This window comes from Antarctobacter heliothermus (genome assembly GCF_002237555.1).
GTDB classification, from domain to species: Bacteria; Pseudomonadota; Alphaproteobacteria; order Rhodobacterales; family Rhodobacteraceae; genus Antarctobacter; species Antarctobacter heliothermus_B.
Map to the genome: position 1 here is coordinate 1,082,404 of NZ_CP022540.1, position 20,060 is coordinate 1,102,463.

20 protein-coding genes are annotated in these 20,060 nt (G+C 57.7%); 12 read left to right on the forward strand and 8 right to left on the reverse strand.

The features are described from left to right. Positions 1-12 precede the first annotated feature (12 nt). Both mnmE and rho read right to left on the reverse strand, forming a co-directional pair. On the reverse strand, positions 13-1,290 hold the full coding sequence (gene mnmE, locus ANTHELSMS3_RS05145) for a tRNA uridine-5-carboxymethylaminomethyl(34) synthesis GTPase MnmE (RefSeq protein WP_094033940.1): 1,278 nt from the start codon (positions 1,288-1,290) through the stop codon (positions 13-15). Between the two features lie 7 nt (positions 1,291-1,297). Further along, positions 1,298-2,569 (reverse strand): transcription termination factor Rho, encoded by a 1,272-nt coding sequence (rho, locus tag ANTHELSMS3_RS05150; RefSeq protein ID WP_094033941.1) that lies wholly within the window; start codon positions 2,567-2,569, stop codon positions 1,298-1,300. Between the two features lie 535 nt (positions 2,570-3,104). Between rho and ANTHELSMS3_RS05155 the strand changes: the two genes are divergently transcribed. Genes ANTHELSMS3_RS05155 through dnaQ form a run of 4 tightly spaced genes read left to right on the forward strand, consistent with a single transcriptional unit; the run spans position 3,105 to position 5,845 of the window. After that, complete coding sequence (locus ANTHELSMS3_RS05155; RefSeq protein ID WP_094033942.1) at positions 3,105-3,704, forward strand: Maf family protein; 600 nt, start codon at positions 3,105-3,107, stop codon at positions 3,702-3,704. Further along, entirely contained in the window at positions 3,701-4,534 is an 834-nt protein-coding gene (locus ANTHELSMS3_RS05160; RefSeq protein ID WP_094033943.1) for a shikimate dehydrogenase, read from the forward strand. Before ANTHELSMS3_RS05155 ends, ANTHELSMS3_RS05160 begins: the two co-directional genes overlap by 4 nt. Continuing rightward, a complete protein-coding gene (gene coaE, locus ANTHELSMS3_RS05165) occupies positions 4,531-5,124 on the forward strand; it encodes a dephospho-CoA kinase (RefSeq protein ID WP_094033944.1) in 594 nt (197 codons plus the stop codon). The genes ANTHELSMS3_RS05160 and coaE overlap by 4 nt, the downstream gene beginning before the upstream one ends. Continuing rightward, positions 5,117-5,845 (forward strand): DNA polymerase III subunit epsilon, encoded by a 729-nt coding sequence (gene dnaQ, locus ANTHELSMS3_RS05170; protein ID WP_094033945.1) that lies wholly within the window; start codon positions 5,117-5,119, stop codon positions 5,843-5,845. The genes coaE and dnaQ overlap by 8 nt, the downstream gene beginning before the upstream one ends. A 19-nt stretch (positions 5,846-5,864) precedes the next feature. On the opposite strand, the gene secB is transcribed toward dnaQ, so the two are convergent. Both secB and ANTHELSMS3_RS05180 read right to left on the reverse strand, forming a co-directional pair. Continuing rightward, positions 5,865-6,350, reverse strand: coding sequence for a protein-export chaperone SecB (gene secB / locus ANTHELSMS3_RS05175; protein WP_094033946.1), 486 nt, complete (start codon positions 6,348-6,350; stop codon positions 5,865-5,867). A 56-nt stretch (positions 6,351-6,406) separates the two neighbouring features. Beyond that, positions 6,407-6,907: an FxsA family protein gene (locus tag ANTHELSMS3_RS05180; protein ID WP_094036945.1), complete on the reverse strand. Its 501-nt coding sequence runs from the start codon at positions 6,905-6,907 to the stop codon at positions 6,407-6,409. A 103-nt stretch (positions 6,908-7,010) separates the two neighbouring features. Between ANTHELSMS3_RS05180 and ANTHELSMS3_RS05185 the strand changes: the two genes are divergently transcribed. The 3 genes from ANTHELSMS3_RS05185 to ANTHELSMS3_RS05195 are packed head-to-tail and all read left to right on the forward strand — an operon-like array spanning position 7,011 to position 9,306. Next, entirely contained in the window at positions 7,011-7,673 is a 663-nt protein-coding gene (locus ANTHELSMS3_RS05185) for a Tim44/TimA family putative adaptor protein (protein WP_094033947.1), read from the forward strand. Next, on the forward strand, positions 7,670-8,710 hold the full coding sequence (gene mltA, locus ANTHELSMS3_RS05190) for a murein transglycosylase A (protein ID WP_094033948.1): 1,041 nt from the start codon (positions 7,670-7,672) through the stop codon (positions 8,708-8,710). Before ANTHELSMS3_RS05185 ends, mltA begins: the two co-directional genes overlap by 4 nt. Further along, positions 8,707-9,306, forward strand: coding sequence for a Smr/MutS family protein (locus ANTHELSMS3_RS05195; protein ID WP_094033949.1), 600 nt, complete (start codon positions 8,707-8,709; stop codon positions 9,304-9,306). The genes mltA and ANTHELSMS3_RS05195 overlap by 4 nt, the downstream gene beginning before the upstream one ends. A 5-nt stretch (positions 9,307-9,311) precedes the next feature. Here ANTHELSMS3_RS05195 and ANTHELSMS3_RS05200 read toward each other — a convergent pair whose 3' ends face one another. Beyond that, positions 9,312-10,523: an MFS transporter gene (locus ANTHELSMS3_RS05200; protein ID WP_094033950.1), complete on the reverse strand. Its 1,212-nt coding sequence runs from the start codon at positions 10,521-10,523 to the stop codon at positions 9,312-9,314. A 59-nt stretch (positions 10,524-10,582) separates the two neighbouring features. Next, the gene (locus ANTHELSMS3_RS05205) at positions 10,583-11,689 is read right to left on the reverse strand and encodes a polysaccharide biosynthesis/export family protein (protein ID WP_254694849.1); all 1,107 of its coding nucleotides are present in this window, start codon (positions 11,687-11,689) and stop codon (positions 10,583-10,585) included. Positions 11,690-11,858: 169 nt separating this feature from the next. Here ANTHELSMS3_RS05205 and ANTHELSMS3_RS05210 point away from each other — a divergent pair, with 169 nt between their 5' ends. Continuing rightward, a complete protein-coding gene (locus ANTHELSMS3_RS05210; RefSeq protein WP_094033952.1) occupies positions 11,859-12,641 on the forward strand; it encodes an NAD-dependent epimerase/dehydratase family protein in 783 nt (260 codons plus the stop codon). Then, positions 12,638-13,270, forward strand: a complete 633-nt coding sequence (locus ANTHELSMS3_RS05215; RefSeq protein WP_094033953.1) for a sugar transferase — start codon at positions 12,638-12,640, stop codon at positions 13,268-13,270. The genes ANTHELSMS3_RS05210 and ANTHELSMS3_RS05215 overlap by 4 nt, the downstream gene beginning before the upstream one ends. A 3-nt stretch (positions 13,271-13,273) precedes the next feature. Here the strand turns inward: ANTHELSMS3_RS05215 and ANTHELSMS3_RS05220 are convergent, their stop codons facing one another. Next, positions 13,274-13,954, reverse strand: coding sequence for a YjbF family lipoprotein (locus ANTHELSMS3_RS05220; RefSeq protein WP_094033954.1), 681 nt, complete (start codon positions 13,952-13,954; stop codon positions 13,274-13,276). After that, positions 13,951-16,101 carry a YjbH domain-containing protein gene (locus ANTHELSMS3_RS05225; protein WP_094033955.1) on the reverse strand — a complete coding sequence of 717 codons (2,151 nt, stop codon included), beginning with the start codon at positions 16,099-16,101 and terminating at the stop codon, positions 13,951-13,953. The genes ANTHELSMS3_RS05220 and ANTHELSMS3_RS05225 overlap by 4 nt, the downstream gene beginning before the upstream one ends. A gap of 232 nt (positions 16,102-16,333) precedes the next feature. Here ANTHELSMS3_RS05225 and ANTHELSMS3_RS05230 point away from each other — a divergent pair, with 232 nt between their 5' ends. The 3 genes from ANTHELSMS3_RS05230 to flgK all read left to right on the forward strand — a co-directional run bounded on the left by ANTHELSMS3_RS05230 (position 16,334) and on the right by flgK (position 20,056). Continuing rightward, positions 16,334-17,170: a flagellar motor protein MotB gene (locus ANTHELSMS3_RS05230; RefSeq protein WP_094033956.1), complete on the forward strand. Its 837-nt coding sequence runs from the start codon at positions 16,334-16,336 to the stop codon at positions 17,168-17,170. A gap of 97 nt (positions 17,171-17,267) precedes the next feature. Further along, a complete protein-coding gene (locus tag ANTHELSMS3_RS05235; protein WP_094033957.1) occupies positions 17,268-18,572 on the forward strand; it encodes a flagellar hook protein FlgE in 1,305 nt (434 codons plus the stop codon). Between the two features lie 35 nt (positions 18,573-18,607). Beyond that, entirely contained in the window at positions 18,608-20,056 is a 1,449-nt protein-coding gene (flgK, locus tag ANTHELSMS3_RS05240) for a flagellar hook-associated protein FlgK (protein ID WP_094033958.1), read from the forward strand. The last annotated feature ends 4 nt before the right edge of the window (positions 20,057-20,060 follow it).

The window sequence follows — 20,060 nt, forward strand, 5'->3', positions numbered from 1 at the left end:
GTGAAACACTCCTTACTTCCCGATACAAAAGCTCGAGAAGATCCGATCCAGAACATGTTCAACATCCACATACCCTATCAAACGCTCCAACGCACGAAAGGCGATACGGATTTCTTCACTGGCAATATCATAGACATCCAACCCATCATCCAACAATTTTTTCGCCTGTTTCAAATGCATCAGCCCTTCGCCTAAGGCGATCCGGTGCCGTTCACGCGAAACGAGGCCAGCACCCTGGACAATCCCGGATAGACGAGCTTCGATCATATCAAGCAACTCAGGTACACCTAGACCTGTCAGACCAGAAACGCCGTTTCCTGATAGATCACCCTTCGCTGTTAACACTATATCGCCTGGAATCTGGTCCAGAAGGGGCGCTTCACCAGCAGGAACAAGATGTACCCGCAAATCCGCAGCTGAGGCCCTTTCCCGCGCGCGTGCAACACCAATCCGTTCAACCTGGTCTTCACTGTTGCGCAAACCCGCAGTGTCCAACAAGGTAACGGCTAACCCACCGATCTCCATTCGCACTTCTATTACGTCACGGGTTGTTCCCGCTACATCTGAAGTAATTGCTGCTTCCCGTCCTGCAAGATAGTTCAACAGCGTCGATTTTCCCGCATTCGGTGGACCGACAATGGCCACTTCAAATCCAAGTCGCACCCGTTCAGCGGAAGCCATCCCGCGCAGTTCTGACTCAATTTCTGAACATACTGCGTCGAGCAAAGCCCGCACATCGCCTGATACGTCAACCGGGACGTCTTCGTCTGCAAAATCAATAGTCGCTTCCAACAAAGAGACGGCCTGCACAATCTGGTCCCGCCACACACCTACGCGTAGCCCCAAAGCCCCGGACAGAATCCGCAAAGCCTGTCGCCTTTGTTGCTCTGTCTCGGCCTCGATTAGGTCTGCCAAGGCCTCGACCTGACTCAGATCCAGGCGTTCGTTTTCCAGTGCACGCCGGGTAAATTCCCCCGGTTCAGCACTTCGCAACCCGTCCATCTCACCCAAAACCCGCAGCAATGCCTGAACCACCGCAATGCTGCCGTGGATCTGAAACTCCGCTACCCGTTCACCGGTAAAACTGGCGCCTTCGGCAAAGACCAGCACCAATGCCTCATCCAGATAATCACCGTTTGGGGCGACCAATCGGCGCACAGATGCGACGCGGGGCCTAGGAACGGTGCCTGCCAGTCTTTCGACCACATCCCAGGCGCCCGGCCCAGACACCCGAACCACGGACACCCCCGCCTTCCCGGCGGCACTCGCCAAGGCAAAGATGGTCCCCATGGCGAAATCAGCTATTCATCGAGTCGAAAAATTCGGTATTTGTTTTGGTCTGCTTGAGTTTGGAAATCAAGAATTCGACCGCGTCCGTTGTGCCCATCGGATTCAAGATCCGCCGCAGAACAAACGTTTTCTGCAGATCGATCTTGTCCACCAACAGCTCTTCTTTCCGCGTCCCGGACTTGAGAATATCCAGCGCCGGGAAGACTCGTTTGTCCGCGACTTTTCGATCCAGAACGATCTCGCTGTTGCCCGTGCCTTTGAATTCCTCAAAGATCACTTCGTCCATCCGTGATCCGGTGTCGATCAACGCCGTCGCGATGATTGTCAAAGATCCACCTTCTTCGATATTCCGCGCTGCACCAAAGAACCGCTTTGGCCGCTGCAACGCGTTTGCATCGACACCACCTGTCAAAACCTTACCCGACGAGGGGACCACAGTGTTGAACGCTCTACCAAGTCTAGTGATGGAATCGAGAAGAATAACTACATCTCGCTTGTGTTCCACCAGACGCTTAGCCTTTTCGATCACCATTTCAGACACGGCGACGTGTCGCGTAGCAGGTTCGTCAAAGGTTGAGGAAATCACCTCACCCTTCACGGACCGCTGCATGTCCGTGACTTCTTCTGGCCGTTCGTCGATCAGCAGAACGATCAGATAGCACTCCGGGTGGTTCTTCTCGATCGAGTTGGCAATGTTTTGCAGCAGAACTGTCTTACCCGTCCGGGGCGGTGCAACGATCAACGACCGCTGACCTTTGCCAATCGGCGCAACAAGGTCAATGATCCGGGCAGACCGATCACGGATTGTCGGGTCCTCGATTTCCATTTTCAGACGCTCATCCGGATACAACGGCGTCAGGTTATCAAACGCGATCTTGTGCTTGGCCTTTTCAGGTTCCTGAAAGTTGATCTCTTCCACAGAAACCAGCGCAAAGTACCGTTCTTCCCCATCCGGTGCCCGCATTTCACCCTGAATCGAATCACCAGTGCGCAGCGAGTATTTGCGGATCATCTCGGGAGAGACATAAATGTCGTCCGGACCCGGCAGATAGTTCGCTTCGGGTGATCGGAGAAACCCGAACCCGTCCTGTAGCACCTCCAACACGCCATCCCCAAAAATGACCCATCCCTCATCCGCGCGTTCGCGCAGAATCTGGAACATCATTTCGCCCTTCCGCATGGTCGAGGCGTTTTCGATTTCCAAATCCTCTGCCATCGAAAGCAGATCCTTGGGGCTTTGTGCCTTCAGATCGGACAGGTTAAGCTTTTCTTCGCTCATGGCACATTACGGTGAGGCCCAAGGGCCCACACATCCTTTATCTAACGGGGAAACTGCCTTCGGACGAAGGCAAGGTGGGCGTAACGCATTCAGTAGGGGTGCGTCAATGAACATTGCAAACGTTCATCGCAAGCGACCCTATTCCTTAAGAAATAGAAAATAGAAAAGGTTTATGAAGTGTTTGTGACAGGATTTTCTGGGGATTATCCAATTGTCCCCAGACTTTCGAACAGCAAGAAACAGACTGGAGAACTTCGGGGATCAATTTTAGACAAAACTAGACGATGATAAAATAACTTATTAATTACAGTATGTTACTTACTACCCTCCGAAATTTCGCCCGCTGAATAACTGTCTGCACAATCCGGATCTGTGGCCGTGTTTCCGTATGCGACTTTTGTTCTTGCTCACAGGGTGACAAACTGTGCCTCCCCAAGGATGGATGCCACATTCACCCCCATGCTTGCATGTGCCCCGCTTTTTCCGCAGAAACATCCGCAAGCCTGCACACCGACCTGTCCCCGGTTTTATCCCCATGTCTTTTGACCTTCTCCTCGCTTCCAGTTCCCGGATCCGCGCCGACATGTTGCGTGCGGCCGGTCTTGTGATCCAGATCGAATCGCCCAAAGTTGATGAAGACAGCCTCAAGGCGGCGTTGATGGCTGACGCAGCCAGCCCGCGCGACGTGGCCGACACATTAGCAGAGGCCAAAGCCCGCAAACTGGGGCAACGACATCCTGGCGAAATGGTGCTTGGCTGCGATCAGGTTCTGGATCACGACGGGGACATCCTGTCCAAACCCGAAACCCGTGAGGCGGCTCGCGAACAGCTCCATCGCTTGCGTGGACAGACCCATAGACTCCTGTCTGCGGCGGTTCTCTATCATGAGGCACAGCCAATCTGGCGCCACGTCGGAACCGCGCGTCTGACAATGCGGGACTTCTCGGACAGCTATCTGGAGGCCTATCTTGACCGCAACTGGCCAGATCTCGCCACGTCCGTAGGTGGCTATAAACTCGAGACCGAAGGCGTCCGTCTTTTTGCCCGGATCGAGGGCAACCATTTCACCATTCTCGGTTTGCCGCTCATCGAACTGTTGACCTATCTTTCGAACAGAGGAACCATTCCAGCATGAGCCTCGCGCGTATCCCACTTGCCGCTGTCATCGGGTCTCCCGTGGCACATTCCCGCTCGCCACGTCTCTTTGCCCATTGGCTGAAGGCACATGGTTTGCCAGGGCACTACATTCCCATGGACATCCCCGAGGTAAAGCTGGCAGAGACAATCCGCCTGTTGCCCTCACTCGGCTTCGTGGGTTTGAATGTCACCGTGCCCTACAAGGAAAAGGTGATGGAGATCGCTGATCTTGTGTCCGACCGGGCCACACTGATTGGGGCCGCCAACACACTTATTTTTCGTGAAGACGGGCGTATACATGCCGACAATACCGACGGCTACGGCTTTATGGAAAACCTGCATCAGAACGCACCCGACTGGAATCCGGCAGCTGGTCCGGCCACTGTCTTCGGGGCAGGGGGAGCGGCCCGCGCGGTCATTGCCTCGTTGCTCGATGTGGGTGTTCCACAAATCAGACTGACCAACCGCACCCGTCAACGGGCCGAAAACCTGCGCGAGACGTTCGGTCAGCGAGTAGAGGTTTACGACTGGGTACAGGCCGGAAATATCATCGAGGATTGTGCCACCGTGGTGAATACAACCGCTTTGGGCATGGTCGGAAAACCTCCGCTTCGGGTGCCTCTGGATGCGCTGGAACCGGGGATGCTGGTTACCGATCTGGTGTATACACCGCTGGAAACCCGGCTTCTGCAAGAAGGCAGGGCGCAGGGGTGCACCGTGGTTGATGGTCTTGGGATGCTTTTGCATCAGGCTGTTCCGGGATTTGAACGCTGGTTCGGTGAACGTCCCGACGTGGATGAGGCGACACGTCAGGCCGCTTTAGGATGAGATTCAAACTGGGCCTGACCGGCTCTATCGGTATGGGCAAATCGACCACCGCCAAGATGTTTGCCGACGCAGGATGTGTCGTTTGGGATGCGGATGCCGCCGTTCACCGATTGTACAGTGCGGGTGGTGCGGCCGTCGCACCCTTGGGCGCGTTGTTCCCGCATGCAATCAAGGACGGGGCCGTCTCGCGCACCGCGCTGCGCGAAATCATCGCTGCGAACACTTCCGCGCTGTCCGAAATCGAAACGGTCGTTCATCCTCTAGTGCAAAAGGACCGCGAGACCTTTATTGCGGAACATCCTGACGCCATTGGCGTGTTCGACATACCCTTGTTGTTCGAAACTGGCGGGGACGCGGCCATGGACGCAACGGTTTGCGTCAATGTTCCACATGAAACACAATTAGCGCGTGTTCTGGCCCGTGGCAGCATGACCGCAGAGAATCTGACCCGCATCCTCGAACGTCAGATGCCGAACAAGGAAAAATGTGCCCGCGCCACTTATGTGATAGAGACCGACACGCTAGAGCACGCGCGCGCGCAGGTGCAAACCGTACTCAAGGACATCGAACAAAGGGGCCATCATGCGTGAAATCGTACTCGACACGGAAACCACCGGGTTCGATCCGGAACAGGGCGACCGGATTGTCGAAATCGGCGCGCTTGAACTGTTCAACCATGTGCCGACGGGCCGAACCTATCACCAGTACATTAACCCCGAACGCGGTATGCCGGATGAGGCATTTGGCGTGCATGGGATCGGTCCTGACTTGCTCAGCCCCGCTCGCCCGGCAAATCCGGGTGAAGTGACCCTCAAGGACAAGCCGGTCTTTGCCAAGGTCGTGGACGCATTTCTGGACTTCATCGGTGACTCTCGAATGATCATCCACAACGCGGCCTTCGACGTGAAGTTCCTGAATGCAGAACTGCGCTGGACCAACCGCCCGTTGCTGCCCAAGGGCTGCGCCATCGATACGTTGGACATCGCTCGCCGCCGGTTTCCGGGCTCTCCTGCATCGCTTGATGCACTTTGCCGCCGCTTCAGCATCGACAATACCGCCCGCACACTACATGGCGCGCTCTTGGACAGTGAAATTCTGGCCGAGGTCTACCTAGAACTGATCGGCGGCAAGCAACCGGATTTTGGTCTGTCCACGTCCGACGGAAATTCCGGGCAAGACATGTCCGATCCGCTTTGGCGTCCACGTCCACGCGCCAATGCACTTCCGTCCCGCCTGTCGGAAAAGGAAAAGGCGGCTCACGCCGCCTTTGTCGAAAACCTTGGAGAAGGCGCGCTCTGGGTCAAGACCTGAGCGCTATCAGATGCTAAGCCTAAGCGGTGCCTTCCGGGGTTGCGGCCTGACGCCGAGCGATCTCGTTGCGGTACAATGCAAGGAAATCGATCGTCTCCAGGTTCAGCGGCGGGAAGCCACCGTCGCGCGATACGTCCGAAACGATGCGACGCACAAACGGGAACAGCATCCGGGGGCATTCGATCAGTAGGAAGGGATGCATCTGCTCTTCCGGCACGTTTTCGATCGAGAAGACGCCCGCATAGTCCAATTCCATCAGGAACAGAACGTCATTGCTTCCTTTGGCCTTCGACTCGATCTTGAGCTTCATGACCACTTCATACTGGTTCTCGGCGGTCCGCTTCTTGGCGTCCAGATTCACCTGAACCTGCACGTCCGGCTGAACCTCTCCAGTCACACCTTTTTGGGACAGGATGTTTTCGAAAGAAAGGTCGCGGATGAATTGGGCTAGAATATTCATTTTGGGTGGCTGTTGCGCCTGCCCTGCACCGTTGGTCTCTGCCATGGATCGGTCTCCCGTTGAAATCTCAGCCGGAGGCATAGCAGCGCCCGGCGGTACGCTCAATGCCTCGTCCAGCCCGAACCGGGGTGATTGGGCGACTTGTCCTTGGGAATCTCGGTAAACTCGCCGTCGATCACGTCACCCGGCCTGCCGCGCGCAGCTGGATCGCCGTGAACCGGTCCCTGAGTATTCGGTCCCATCTGGAACTGCGTCACATGAACGCGCTGCCGTGCCCATCGAAACACAGCGGTCCGTACCGGAGGCAAAAGCAGCGCAAACCCGACCGCATCGGTGAAGAACCCTGGGGTCAGTAGCAGCACGCCAGAGACTAGGATCATGGCACCATGTGCCAAAGGCTCACTGGGATCATCCAGATCCGAGAAACTACGCCGCAGATTAGTCATGGCAACCCGTCCTTGCGCGCGTACCAACCAGGTGCCGATAATTGCGGTCAGAACCACCACCGCCAGCGTCGGCCATAGCCCGATCAGACCACCAACCTGAACGAACAGGGCAATCTCGATCAGCGGAACCATGAGAAAAGCCAAGAATAGCCACATGGGAACGTCCTCCATATCCTGCGCGCAGGTGGACTCACCCATGCACCTCACCTACATAAGGATGCGACCGTGATCTTCAAACGCTCGCCGCAATGAGGTGCCGATGAACTCCCCTATCCTCCAGCTTCTGGTTCTTGCCGGAATCGCCATTTTTCTCGTTCTGCGACTGCGGAGCGTGCTGGGCACCCGGGAGGGATTTGAAAAGCCACCGGCGCCCGCGCCGGCTGATGACCATCGTCGCGCCGCGCGCGACTTTGAGGTGATCGATGGTGGCCCCGACCACGACATCATCGACCATGTCGCCGAAGACAGCGACGCCGCCCGCGCACTAGCCGCGATGAAGCGGGTCGAGCCCAGCTTTTCAGTGTCCGAATTTCTCTCTGGCGCGCGTGGTGCCTATGAGATGATCCTCATGGGGTTTGAACGCGGCGACATCGCCGGGTTGCGAACCTTTCTGGCGGATGATGTCTATGACACCTTCGCTGAGGTTGTCGAACAGCGCGAACAGCAGGGCCTAACGATCGAGGCGGAATTTGTCGGCGTGCGGGAACTGACCCTTGCCGATGCCAGTTTTGATGACGCGTCCGGTCTTGCCGAGGTGACGGTACGCTATGTCGGGGAACTGACCTCTGTGGTGAAAAACGCCAACGGTGAGGTGATCGAAGGATCTACCAGCGCCGTCAAACGGCAAAAGGACATCTGGACCTTTGCCCGCACTATGGGCGCCGATGATCCCAACTGGCAGCTTGTCGCTACGGACGAATGATCAGAGTCTTCCTTGCAGCGTTTCTTGCCATATACATCATGACCGGCCCCGCCTCCTCTGAGACGGGGCCGAGTTATGAAATCCTGGCTTTTGACGATCTGCATGGATGGGCGGAAGATGATCATGCCGCTGCTCTGACCGCATTTCTGGAAACGTGTCGCGATCTGGATGATCCCGACTGGGCCGCGCTGTGCGGGTTGGCACGGGAAACAGAGGATGCGCGTGGATTTTTTGAACTGCTGTTCCGGCCGGTTCTGATCAGCGACGGCGAAGAGATGCTTTTTACCGGCTATTTCGAACCGGAACTGAGCGGCTCTCCGTATCGAACCGCAACCTATCGCTACCCAGTCTATCAGATGCCCCCAGAGGCAAAACGCAGCCGGCCGTGGCTGACACGACGGCAGATCCTGACGTCAGGCGTGATGGATGGCAGGGGGCTGGAAATCGCCTGGGTCGATGACCCGGTCGAGCTGTTTTTTCTGCAGATTCAAGGCTCTGGCCGGATCATTTTCCCGGATGGCCGGATGATCCGTGTCGGCTATGGCGGGGCCAACGGCCATCCCTATCGGTCCATCGGGCGTGAATTGGTGCGGCGCGGGATTTACCGGGCGCATCAGGTCTCGATGCAGGTGATCCGCAACTGGGTTGATCGCAATCCCGATATCGGGGACGAACTGTTGTACCACAACGCCGCCTATGTCTTTTTCCGCGAAGTCAGTGAGGTTCCTGCCGAAAAGGGGCCATTGGGGGCGATGAACAGGTCGATTACGACTTTGCGTTCTATCGCTGTTGATCCACGGTACACACCGCTTGGCGCGCCGGTCTGGATCGAAAAGGCGGGCAGGGATCCAATCAACCGCCTGATGATCGCACAGGACACAGGGTCAGCCATCAAGGGCGCGCAACGGGCCGATATCTTTTATGGCACTGGCGACGAGGCTGGCCGCGTTGCCGGAGCGATCAAGGACTCAGGCCGCATGGTTGTGCTGATGCCGATTCAGCGTGCGTACGCCCTTTTGCCGGATGAGGGCCTATGACCCGGCGGCGCAAGTTGCGCCCCGAAGAGCAAGAGCTCTGGCGGCAGGTCGCGCGCACAGCGAATCCTTTGCACAAGCGGTCTGCCCAAAAAGCAATGGAACCGGGCGAGGGTCCAAAACCGTTGCCGCCGAAAAACTCCGTACCGCGTGACCCGCTGTCGCCTTTTGCGTTGGGGGAACGGTCTCTGCCGCGCACCCAGACCCATGTGCTTCCAAAGACCAGCGCCGACCATCTGCATGACACCCCGGTGCGCATGGATGCCAAGGCGTTTACCCGGCTAAAGCGTGGCAAGCTGGACCCGGAGGCACGGATTGATCTGCACGGCATGACTGTGGATCGTGCGCATGGCGCATTGATCCATTTCATCCTGAACGCACAGGCGCGCGGTGCGCGACTTGTCCTTGTGATCACGGGCAAGGGGCAACGCGAAGACCCTTATGACCCGATGCCCCGTCGGCGTGGCGTGCTCAAGTCACAGGCCCCAATGTGGTTGCAGATGCCGCCGCTGTCCGGTGCGGTGTTACAGGTGTCACCCGCGCATCGCAAACACGGCGGTGATGGGGCCTACTATGTCTATTTACGTCGCCGCAGGTAAGCGCGCTACAGCATGCGCCGCGCCCGGCTGACGCCGATCCAGGTCATGGCAGAGGCAAAGGCGAAATAGACCGCGACGCCGATGTATTGTGTTTCGATCCCCACGCCGACATCGATCAGTACACCCGTGATCCCTGGTCCCAAGGCTGATCCCAGAACCATCACGGCCGCTGCCATCGCCTTGATCGCGCCTAGATTGCGGGTGCCGTAGAACTCTGCCCAAAACGCATTGGGCAAAGTTTGGTTCGCGCCTGTGGTCATAGCGACGAACAGCAGCCCAACCAGAGTCCAACCCAGTGATCCGCCCAAGGCAAAGCAGGAAAACCCTACAATCATGGGCAGTTGCGACCACGGGATCAGTCGCCCGGTGCCAACACGGTCCAGCAGGCCGCCCGCAACCACCATCGCGCCAACCGCGGCTGCCGTATAGACAGGAAAAAGAGTGGCTAGCTCTAGGTGGGTCCAGCCTTTGACCTCGGCGAAATGAACCTGCTGAAAGAAAAAGGCAGTGTTGAATGCCGAAGGCCCCAATAGCGCAGGTATCATGAACCAAAACAGATAGTGCCGCAGAACCTCTGGTCGCCGCCAATGACGTTGCTCCATTCCCACCGAATGATCGGTTTCCGCATGGCTTTGCGGGGTTCGTTCATGGGTCAATAGCATCAGTAGTAGCGGTACAGCCAGCAAACTGACGCAGGCCACTGCTACCCATAGCCAGCGCCAGTCCATCACCAGCATCAGTGAAACAGAACCCACCGGCAACGCGGCCTCGCCTAGGGCAAATCCCAAACCGGCAACCGACAGTGCCTTGCCCCGCGTGGCGACAAACCAGCGCGACATGGACACAACGGCGATATGACTGGCCATGCCTTGGCCGCAAAACCGGAGCGCAAAGATCACAAATGGCAGCAGGGCGGCCCAAGTGTTCAGCGCCATGAACAGGCAAGACGCCGCCAGCAAGGTTAAAACCACCGCCCCGATCGCCCGCGTGCGGAATTGGTCCGTCAGCGCACCGGCCCAGATCATCAACGCCGCAGAGGCACTGGTGCCGATCGTATAGATGCCACCCCATTGCCCATGGCTGAGGTCAAACTCTGCGCGGATCTCTCCGGCAAAGATCGAGATGAAAAAAGTCTGGCCGAAGCTCGACAGGAACGTGAGCAGCGCTCCGGCCGACAGCCAGCGCGCATTTTCGGCGAGAAAGCGAAAGACACCCATGTCTCGCCCCTGTCTCGCTTTGTGTGGAATGGGGGCGCGTGATCCGCGCCCTTGGTCAATCAGTTTGCAATGGCTCCGGCCTGGGCCGAGGCGCCCAGAACTGCGCCAATCAGCCTAAACACGGTCTGTGCAGAGGTGATCGGGCTTTCGGTGGCAAGCAATGTGTCGCCGGGATGGATCTGAAACTTGCGCGCGGCAAACAGCCCGTCTGCGCTGGTCAGGTCAAGCGTAAAGACAACTTGTTGCATCTTGGGTCCATAGCCGTCGGGGCGGATCACTTCCGCAGGATATTCGCGCAGGACCAGCACCCCCTTGGGATCTGCGCGGGTATCAGACAGGCCGCCCATCAGGGATACTGCCTCAAGCGCGGTTAGATAATCCTTGGGGAAATAGATCAGGTTTTCGATGCCGCTGGCGCCCAGCGCGGTAAAGCTGCGCTCATCGGCCTCGATGATCACGGTGTCGCGGGGCTGCAGCAAAGCGTTCTTTGATCCATCTGCAAAAAGCTGTTCGGCGGAAATCTCGTACGTTTTGGACCCCCGCAGGAGACGCACGCGCGGGTTGCGTATGTCAGGTACAACGCCGCCAGCATCTGCCAGCAGGTTGAGAACCTTATAGTTCCGCGATGGCATTGGATAGGCACCGGGCTTGCCAACGCCGCCGACAACATCAACCGCATGATCGCGGCCCTGTTGCAGGCTCAACTGAACCTGAGCTGACGGTAGGATCGGCTCCAGCCGTTGCTGGATCTTTTCCCGTGCCCCGGTGGCGGTCAGGCCGCGAATGCCAACCTTGTTGACATAGGGCAGAAAGATCGAGCCTTGCGCATCGACCTCAACCCCTTTGATTTCGTTAAAGCGCTGGCCCGGATTGGTCAGAAGAGAGTTGTCCTGGCTGTCCCAAATCGTGATATCCACGCGGTCGCCAGTACGGATCACGGAGGAATTGCTGCCGTGACTGGTCAACGGCCAGTGATTGTGCCCTTGCCCGCCGGCCTGCGCCCAAGAGGCAAGGCCGGGGACATTGGCGCGTGTCACTTCGATGACCTGAAAGGTCGGATTGTCTGCATCCTGCTGACGCAACACTTCGGATTGAACGGCAGCACCGCGTGGCAGGCTGCAGGCCGTCAGCGTCAGGACAGCAACAAACAGGGTAATCAGTCTCAATTTACCAGACACTCCAGTCCCCCAACCGGTCATTGACACTTTCTAGCGCCTTGTTCCGCTGATAGACAATCTGACGGTCGAAAGAAAGCGTTATGAGGTCCGGACCGTGGCAGGAACACTGCAAATCCGAAGCGTTCTATTATTGGGCGCGAGTGGAAAACTCGGTCGCATGGTCCGAACCTTGTGGCGACCAGAGGCCTTTTCCGTGGTTCCGGTGATGCGTTCCAGCCCGTTGGTAGCCGGGGATGTGCAATGGGCACCCGGCGATAGGCCGCCCGGTGTCCCCGGGGTTACGGCGGTCGTCGCACTTTGGGGTGTCACGCCGGGTCCGGGTCGCACCCTGACCGACAATACACGGCTGGCGCTTTCGGCGATGGAGCTTGGGGCTGCGCTGGGTGCGGATATGGTGGTGCATTGTTCCAGTGCGGCTGTCTACCGGCCTGACCCAAAACCTATCCCCGAAACCGCGCCACCTGATCCTGCGTCCGAGTACGGTCTAGCAAAGCATGACATGGAACGGGCAATTTTCGCCCATCGGATTCAGGGAGGACCACGGCAGGTGGTGTTGCGTATCGGGAATGTTGCTGGTGCCGACAGTCTCTTTGCCAATTTGAGCTTGGGGGGCCGCATCCTGCTTGACCGGTTTCCTGACGGGTCTGGCCCGATGCGCAGCTACATCGCACCGGGGGATCTGGTTCGGGTGATCGAGACCCTTATTCAGGCGCCGGACGCTGATGGAATCTATAACGTCAGCGCCGCTCGACCGACCGCAATGGCAGAGATTGCCGGCGCGTGCCAAGCACATATTGATTGGCGGGGCGCGCCCGAAGGGGCCGCGCAAATGGTCTGGCTGGATACCAGCCGTCTGGATAGTTTGGTGTCCTTGCCGGCAGATGCACACAAAGGCGCGCATCTTGTCCAAGGCGCGCGGGACAGTGGGGTTTGGACGTGAACCTGAATCGCAAGTTATTGTATCTTTTGGATTTTCTTTATGCTGTTGGTCTGACGATCCTGATTTCGCCGCTTATCGTCTATGTTGCCTATGTTGTTTGGCGCAACGATGGCTGGCCCATCATCTACAAATCTGAACGGATGCGCAGCCCGGATCGAGCCTTTATGTTGTGGAAGTTCCGGACCATGAAACGCGACCCTTCGGATTCTGGTGTCACGGGTCCCTCGAAGTCAGCCCGGATCACACCGACAGGGGTCTGGCTGCGGCGAAAACGGCTGGATGAATTGCCCCAACTCTGGAACATCCTGCGCGGTGACATGAGCTTTGTCGGACCCCGTGCCCCTCTTCGTCGCTACGTTGAAAAATTTCCCGAGATTTATGCAGAGGTCCTGAAAGAACGGCCCGGTGTGACGGGGATGGCCTCGATGGCCTTTCACCGGACCGAAGAGCGGCTGCTGTCAAAAACCAAGACGGCAGAAGAGACCGAGACAGTCTATTGTCAGCGCTGCATCCCTCGGAAGGCGCGGCTAGATTTGCTATATGCGAAACGGCGCAACCCCTGCACGGATCAGCGGCTAATGTGGGCAACTGTGTTTAAGAATGTAACGATGCACCGGCGCCGCCGTTGAGCTTCAACGGCGCAACACTTGCGTAACTAGATAGCCAAGATCCGGACCCGCCCACTGACGCCCGCTGAAGACATATCCATCCGCACCAACAACATAGGTATTGGTGAAATCAGAAGAAACACCATCGGCGGCGGTGCATTTGGCTGTCACCACCTGCCCACTGGTCTGCACCAAACCGGCAGCGACGGGTACGGTTGCCCCGGTCGTTGTATAGCAGGAATAGCGGCGCACCAAGGTCACGTCCTCAGGTGTCAAAAAGCGCATATCATAGCTGACCCGACCTTCAGACCGTGTTTGGATACGGTGCAGAAGTTGGATTTCGTCGGACGACATGAGATCGCCAGCCAGACCACGGGTCGACACAAGCAGTCCGCCGCGCAGGACAATCACTTGGCGGGCCGCGTTGCCGTAGGTTTGAAAGGGTCCGTTGCGCTGAATATCCTGAAGAAGGGTCTGCGACTTGCTCGATTCAATCTCGACCAAGAAGACGGATGAGGTCGTCGCCCCCAAAGCCTGGGCAATCTGCTGTGTTGTTAGTGGCTTAGGCTGTGTTTTCTTGGCAAAGATCGCCTTGGGCAGTTGCCGCATGAATGCAGACGTGTCCTGGTTCTTGGTGCCACAGGACACCAGCGCCAAAGCGGCGGTCAGGGCAAGGCCAATGCGAGTGAAGTTGCGCAGGGTCATCGCCAGAACCTTCCCCAGGAATTGACTACGTCCGGTTTGTGGTAGTCCCGAACCTGTTCATAGAGACGTCCGTTGACGTTCAGACGCGCGCCACCATCGCGTGACAGCGACTGAATGACGACATCGTTGCGGCGACGCGATGGTTGACCAAAGAAACTTGCCAGCGGCAAGGTAAAGCGGATGCCTTTGTCAAACGAACCTTCGCCGAAGTCGTCGAAGGATGCGTCGGTGAACGTGGCGTAAGCCCCGATGCGCCAACCGTTTGCGAACTCGCGGTCTAGCGCAATTGTACCACCGTAGTCGCCCGCTAGGTAACGGCCGACGTCGAGCTGACCATGAAAACCGTTTCCGAAGGCATAGTATGCAGAAACATGTCCGTTGACGTTAGGGATCTCGCGCTTTGCCCCGGTGACAGGATCGACGGTTGTCATCGACTGGAATCCGAATAGCTGATCAAAGTCGCGGCGTTGGATGTAGTTGACCTCGGCACCAACGGCGAGGCGGCTGGTAGCCGGCTTCCACAGCAATTCGGCGGAGAGGCCGCCGTACATCTGTTCCAGATAACCGACCGTTACGCGTGAGTAGACGTTTTTGGCAGGCCGTCCATAATGTGCCAGCTGAAGATATTCGATCGCCGGATCGCCTTGGGCCGAATACTGGGCGTTGTCCGTGCGAACGCGCGGTAGGTTCGATTCATCTAGCCGCTTTACCTGATCAAGGTTGCCGTTAAGCTTTTTGGTGACAGACCCGCTTAGGATTAGGCTGGGCGTGATTTCTAGGTCGGCAGCGGCGCGCAAGCCGACATCAGCGCGGACCGGGTTGTCCGGGTCAAAAACCGAGAGCTGAAGATAGGGAGAGACCGACCAAGTGAATTTCGGGTAGATGCCTTGATCCGGTGGCGGTGCCTGCTGAAAGCCGTCTGCGAACACGGTCCGCGCCAGCATTTCATTGGCAGCATCATGCTCCAGCCGTTCCAGATCGGACCGGCGGAACGTAACAGAGGACATCGCCATGCCATTGACCACTGGCACAATCTCGAACACCTCGACCGATGCGGGCAACGCGCGGGTCATGGCCCGTGCCATGCGGCCAAATGCCTGCGAGGGCGCGCCGTAACGCGGGTTGACCATACGGATGGTGACGCGATTGCTTTGCAGGTCGACGGCTTCGACCTCCAGCCCTTCCTTGGCGGCGAGCTGTTTCAGAGAGGCTTTGGCGGACGTGGATCGCTGTGGGTCCAGCGTCCATCCCAGATCAGCGGCGGCACCCGGTGCGCGCGGCGCAACCGGAAGGCCGGATGGTTCTGATCCACCGGGAATGCCGACTGTTTTGGGGTTGGTCACAAAAGTCAATTGAGCGCCGACTTCGGTCCCCAGAATGTGGTAGACCGATAGCTGTCCCCCATTCTTGAACCGGTAATCTACGCCAAAGTTCCACGGGCTGGACTTGTCGAGGCCGCCAAGCTGCACCTCGCGGGTGTAATTGTCCGAAGAATATTCCAGCTTGAGGTTGAGCCGGTCGTGGGGTGCGTAGGACACCCCGCCAAATGCAGCGACATCGCCCCGAAAGAAACGATCAATCTCGGGCAGTCCGCCCGTTCCGGTAAATCCGCCCGGTCGTGTGCCCGTTGTGGCAAAAGGACTGTGTGACCCGTAGCGACCCCAACCAAAACCGCCGGTGAACTTGAGTCCAGGGCTCAGTGTTTTGGTCGCAACAAGGTACTCACCACTATATATGCCGGTTCCGATGAAATCCTTGAGACCAACGACAACCGAAGGTCGGCGGTCGGTTTCGGTCAGCAACTGATATCGCAGATCAAAGCTGCGGTCGAAAAGCGTGCTTGTTCCGCCGTTAAGAAAGTTCTCGATCGCGGAATAGCGAAAACTGCCCGACAAGCGCGGCAGAATCTGGAAGTAGAGCGTTGAACGGGATGTGCCGCTCAGGTTGGCATAGGTTCCGGCCAGCGTCGCGTCCGGTGGTACCTCTGCCGTAGGCATGTCGACCAAGCCGGGAGAGCCGTACAGGTTGTACGATACACGGTCACGCACGTCTTCCGCATTCAAGGCGCTGCCTAACGCGGTCAAGAACGTACCCGCCAGCGCAAAGCGCCGTACGAGGGCCGATTTTCTGTTTTGAAAACCTGCCATGGTCCCCACCTCGTTGCCACTTCTGTTTCTGAGTACTTGCTACCGACTTCGGATGGCCCTGTCCATTCGATGAAGGCGCTGGATGGCCCGTTGTGTGATAATCGGCACGCCTGCGCTGGGTTGTCCGCATAATGCGCCTTGTACGCTGCTTTAACCGAACATTTTTAATCGTTAAGCGCGTGGTAATCGGCGGCGCGCTAGACCTGTCTCGGGTGAGAGAAAGGTGGGAAAGATGAGTGGCGACAGCAATGTTGCGCCAGTCATCATCAAACGTAAGAAGATCATCGCGGCTGACGGGCATCATGGGGGCGCCTGGAAGGTGGCCTATGCCGACTTCGTGACCGCGATGATGGCCTTCTTTATGTTGATGTGGCTGCTGAACGCAACGACAGAAAAACAACGCAAAGGTATTGCGGACTATTTTAGTCCGACCATTGCGATGGCGCGGGTCTCTGGCGGGGGCTCTGGGGCATTGGGCGGTGATTCCGTCTTTGCCGAGAATACCTTGCCGCGTGTGGGAACAGGGGCAACCAGCCTGAGACCACAGGCCGAACGCACCAAGGACGACGCTTTTGACTCGAAGGATCCATCAAACGGCGGACCTGAAACAGAAGAGTTCAAGCAGGTTGAGGAGCTCTTGATGGGTCGCGGCGGCGAAAGCATGGTCGCGGACGAACTTCTGGAGCATATCGTGACAGAGGTGACGGATGAGGGGCTTGTGATCGAGTTCTTTGAGACAAGCCAGGCACGCCTGTTTGACGATTTTGCACAACCGACGCCGTTGCTTGAGGATCTGGCTTTGGTCCTTGCTCGAGCTTCAGACGTGGTGACCAATTCGGTTGCGATCGAGGCACATACCACAGGGTATCCTGTGGTCCTCGCGGATAATCCGGCCTGGAAAGTGTCGCGTGACAGGGCCGAGGTTTTTCGTGAGTTGGTGATTGATCGCGGGCTGGATGCGCAGCGAGTCCGGCGGGTAACAGCCTATGCAGATCGTGATCCCAAGGCGGAGAACACGATGGACCCCAGAAACAGCCGAATAGAAGTGATTTTCCTGCGGAGGAACTGATGCAGTTTTCGTAGGATTTTAGTTGTTAGGCCGGCGTTAAACCCGCGCGTCTATCTGTTGTTCAAGAATTTGAGATCGACAGCAGAAAGGCTAGTCCATGACAATCTCTTCTTCCCTCAACGCAGGCGTTGCGGGCCTTGCGGCCAATGCAACTCGGCTGGGAACCATTTCTGACAACATCGCAAACTCTGCGACCAAGGGGTATAAACGGGTCGAAGCCGATTTTACTGCCATGGTCATGCAGGGGAATGGGGCGACCTACACCGCGGCTGGTGTTCGGTCGTCCACGCAACGCATGATAGACGAAAGCGGCGCATTGGTCGCCACGAACAATGCCACGGATCTTGCTGTGCGAGGTCAGGGTTTTCTGCCGGTCGCCCAGGAATCGCAGGTTCTTGCCGGCAGCGGCGACCCGCAGATGTACCTGACCACGACCGGCTCGTTCCGGGTCGATGCAGATGGCTATCTCAAGACCGACTCGGGTCTGATGCTGCTGGGGTGGAAAGCCAACGCCGATGGAACGGTCCCGACCAATGCGCGCGACAGCTCTGCTGGCCTGGAACCGGTGCAGATCGCGCTCAACCAGTATCTTAGCGAGCCGACCACGTCGATGACCTTAGGCCTGAACCTTCCGGCGACAGAAACCTATTCAACAGCGTCTGGTGATCCGTTGACGCTGCCGGTTGAATACTATGACAATTTCGGGCGGTCGGAAAACTTGACCATGACCTTTACGCCCACCATTCCGGCGTCGGGATCGTCAAATGAGTGGACTGTCGTCATCACGGATTCCGCCAGCGCAGGAGCTATCGTTGGCGAATATACCGTGACCTTTGATGGCACTCAGGCCTCTGGTGGTACGTTGGATACGGTTGTCGCCGGCGCCGTGGGCGGGGCCTATGACTCTGCCACCGGCACGGTGATCGTGACCACAGCGGGCGGCCCGATTGAAATCAACATCGGTCGTCCTGGGACCAATGACGGGCTGACCCAGCGATCTGACAAGTTCGCACCGCTGAATATTGCCAAAGACGGCTCTCCGGCGGGCAACATGACGTCGGTCGAGATTGACGAAAACGGTTTCGTTTATGCCTTCTTTGATACCGGCATCACCTCGATCATCTACCAGGTGCCGCTGGTCGATGTCCCCAACCCCAACGGAATGGTGGCACTGGATAAGCAGATTTACATGCCATCCCCGGAAAGCGGCAGCTTTTTCCTATGGGACGCGGGTGACGGGCCAACAGGCGACGTTGTCAGTTTTGCGCGTGAGGAAAGTACCACAGATGTGGCGAGCGAACTCACCGATATGATCCAGACGCAGCGAGCGTATTCGTCGAACGCCAAGGTCATCCAGACCGTTGACGAAATGCTGCAGGAAACCACCAATATCAAGCGCTGACAGCGCCTTTGTCACTTCATAAAGGGGGTCGCTAGATGTCTCTTTCAGGCGCGCTTTACAATGCCTTCAGTGGGCTCAATGCCAATTCTCGGGCTGCGGGCCTAGTGTCTACAAATATCTCTAACGCTACGACAGAAGGCTATGGACGACGAACGCTTGAGCTCGTCCCTGGGGCCGTCGGCACCACCGGAGGTGTACGCATTTCGGGTACAATCCGCTTTTCGGACCCGGTGCTGACCGGCGACCGGATGGTTGCGGACGCCTCTCTTGCCGATGCCACGACCCGATTTGATTTCGCCCGCCGGATCGAGGATCTGGTGGGCGAGTCCGGGGTTCCCGGTTCACTCACCGACCGGATCAACGTGTTCGAGAATGCGCTGTTGAACGCGGCGTCCAACCCTGCGTCGACCCAGCGGCTCGAGCTTGTATCATACAATGCGGATTCTTTGGCGCAGTCTCTCAACGCTCTGTCGGATGAGGTGCAGGCGGCCAGACAAACCGCAGACACCAGCATCGGCGCGCAGGTCGAAACCTTGAACAACGCGCTGTCGCGGCTGGACGCGCTCAATGACAATATCGTCGCGGCGCGGTCGACCGGAACGGATTCGGCCAGTTTATACGATGAGCGGCAGCGGGTGCTGGACAGTATCGCTGAAATTGTTCCATTGCGCGTGGTCGAACGTGACAAGGGCGACATTGCAGTATTTTCGCGCGGTGGGGCTGTTTTGCTTGATGGTTCGCCGGTCGAGATCGGGTTTGAGCCCAGTTATGGGATCGGCGCGGGCATGACGTTCAGCGGGGGTCAGCTCAACGGACTAACAATAAACGGCACGCCGGTGGATCTTAACGGATCAGTGCTTTTTGCCGGGGGCAGCTTGGCTGCTCAGTTCCAAATCCGGGACGGGTCGGCGGTGGAATATCAGTCGCAACTCGACGGGATAGCCCGCGATCTGATCGAGCGGCTGGGGCCCGGTGGTCCGGACAGCACGTTGGGCGCGACCGATCCGGGCTTGTTCACCGATGGCGGACTGGCATTTCTTCCTGTGAACGAGGCCGGTATCGCGAGCCGAATTGAAATCAATAGTCTGGTAGCACCGGACAGCGGCGGCACTTGGCGGCTGCGCGACGGCTTGGGCGCGGCGACACAAGGCGACGTAGGCGATGCGCGGCTTCTGCAAGGGATCAGTGATGCGCTTGGGGCCGCCACCGTGCCAAGTTCTTCAGGCTTGACCGCCATCTCGCGAAGCTTTGCCAACCACATCTCGGAATTCGCGTCGTCAGCGACGGGAGAGCGTGTGCGGGCAGAAGACGCGCAAACCTTTGTTTCGATCCAGAACGCCGCGCTCAGGGAGTTGGAGCTGTCCAAGGGAGTGGACACGGATCAGGAACTGCAACGCCTGATGCAGATCGAACAGCATTACACAGCCAACGCCAAGGTCATGTCGACGATCGACGGACTTTTTGACCAGCTGATGTCCATATAAGGAG

Coding starts and splice junctions, on each gene's coding strand:
- mnmE (WP_094033940.1), bottom strand. CDS start 1,290: ATGGGGACCATCTTTGCCTTGGCGAGTGCCGCCGGGAAGGCGGGGGTG.
- rho (WP_094033941.1), bottom strand. CDS start 2,569: ATGAGCGAAGAAAAGCTTAACCTGTCCGATCTGAAGGCACAAAGCCCC.
- ANTHELSMS3_RS05155 (WP_094033942.1), top strand. CDS start 3,105: ATGTCTTTTGACCTTCTCCTCGCTTCCAGTTCCCGGATCCGCGCCGAC.
- ANTHELSMS3_RS05160 (WP_094033943.1), top strand. CDS start 3,701: ATGAGCCTCGCGCGTATCCCACTTGCCGCTGTCATCGGGTCTCCCGTG.
- coaE (WP_094033944.1), top strand. CDS start 4,531: ATGAGATTCAAACTGGGCCTGACCGGCTCTATCGGTATGGGCAAATCG.
- dnaQ (WP_094033945.1), top strand. CDS start 5,117: ATGCGTGAAATCGTACTCGACACGGAAACCACCGGGTTCGATCCGGAA.
- secB (WP_094033946.1), bottom strand. CDS start 6,350: ATGGCAGAGACCAACGGTGCAGGGCAGGCGCAACAGCCACCCAAAATG.
- ANTHELSMS3_RS05180 (WP_094036945.1), bottom strand. CDS start 6,907: ATGTGGCTATTCTTGGCTTTTCTCATGGTTCCGCTGATCGAGATTGCC.
- ANTHELSMS3_RS05185 (WP_094033947.1), top strand. CDS start 7,011: ATGAACTCCCCTATCCTCCAGCTTCTGGTTCTTGCCGGAATCGCCATT.
- mltA (WP_094033948.1), top strand. CDS start 7,670: ATGATCAGAGTCTTCCTTGCAGCGTTTCTTGCCATATACATCATGACC.
- ANTHELSMS3_RS05195 (WP_094033949.1), top strand. CDS start 8,707: ATGACCCGGCGGCGCAAGTTGCGCCCCGAAGAGCAAGAGCTCTGGCGG.
- ANTHELSMS3_RS05200 (WP_094033950.1), bottom strand. CDS start 10,523: ATGGGTGTCTTTCGCTTTCTCGCCGAAAATGCGCGCTGGCTGTCGGCC.
- ANTHELSMS3_RS05210 (WP_094033952.1), top strand. CDS start 11,859: ATGGTCCGAACCTTGTGGCGACCAGAGGCCTTTTCCGTGGTTCCGGTG.
- ANTHELSMS3_RS05220 (WP_094033954.1), bottom strand. CDS start 13,954: ATGACCCTGCGCAACTTCACTCGCATTGGCCTTGCCCTGACCGCCGCT.
- ANTHELSMS3_RS05225 (WP_094033955.1), bottom strand. CDS start 16,101: ATGGCAGGTTTTCAAAACAGAAAATCGGCCCTCGTACGGCGCTTTGCG.
- ANTHELSMS3_RS05230 (WP_094033956.1), top strand. CDS start 16,334: ATGAGTGGCGACAGCAATGTTGCGCCAGTCATCATCAAACGTAAGAAG.
- ANTHELSMS3_RS05235 (WP_094033957.1), top strand. CDS start 17,268: ATGACAATCTCTTCTTCCCTCAACGCAGGCGTTGCGGGCCTTGCGGCC.
- flgK (WP_094033958.1), top strand. CDS start 18,608: ATGTCTCTTTCAGGCGCGCTTTACAATGCCTTCAGTGGGCTCAATGCC.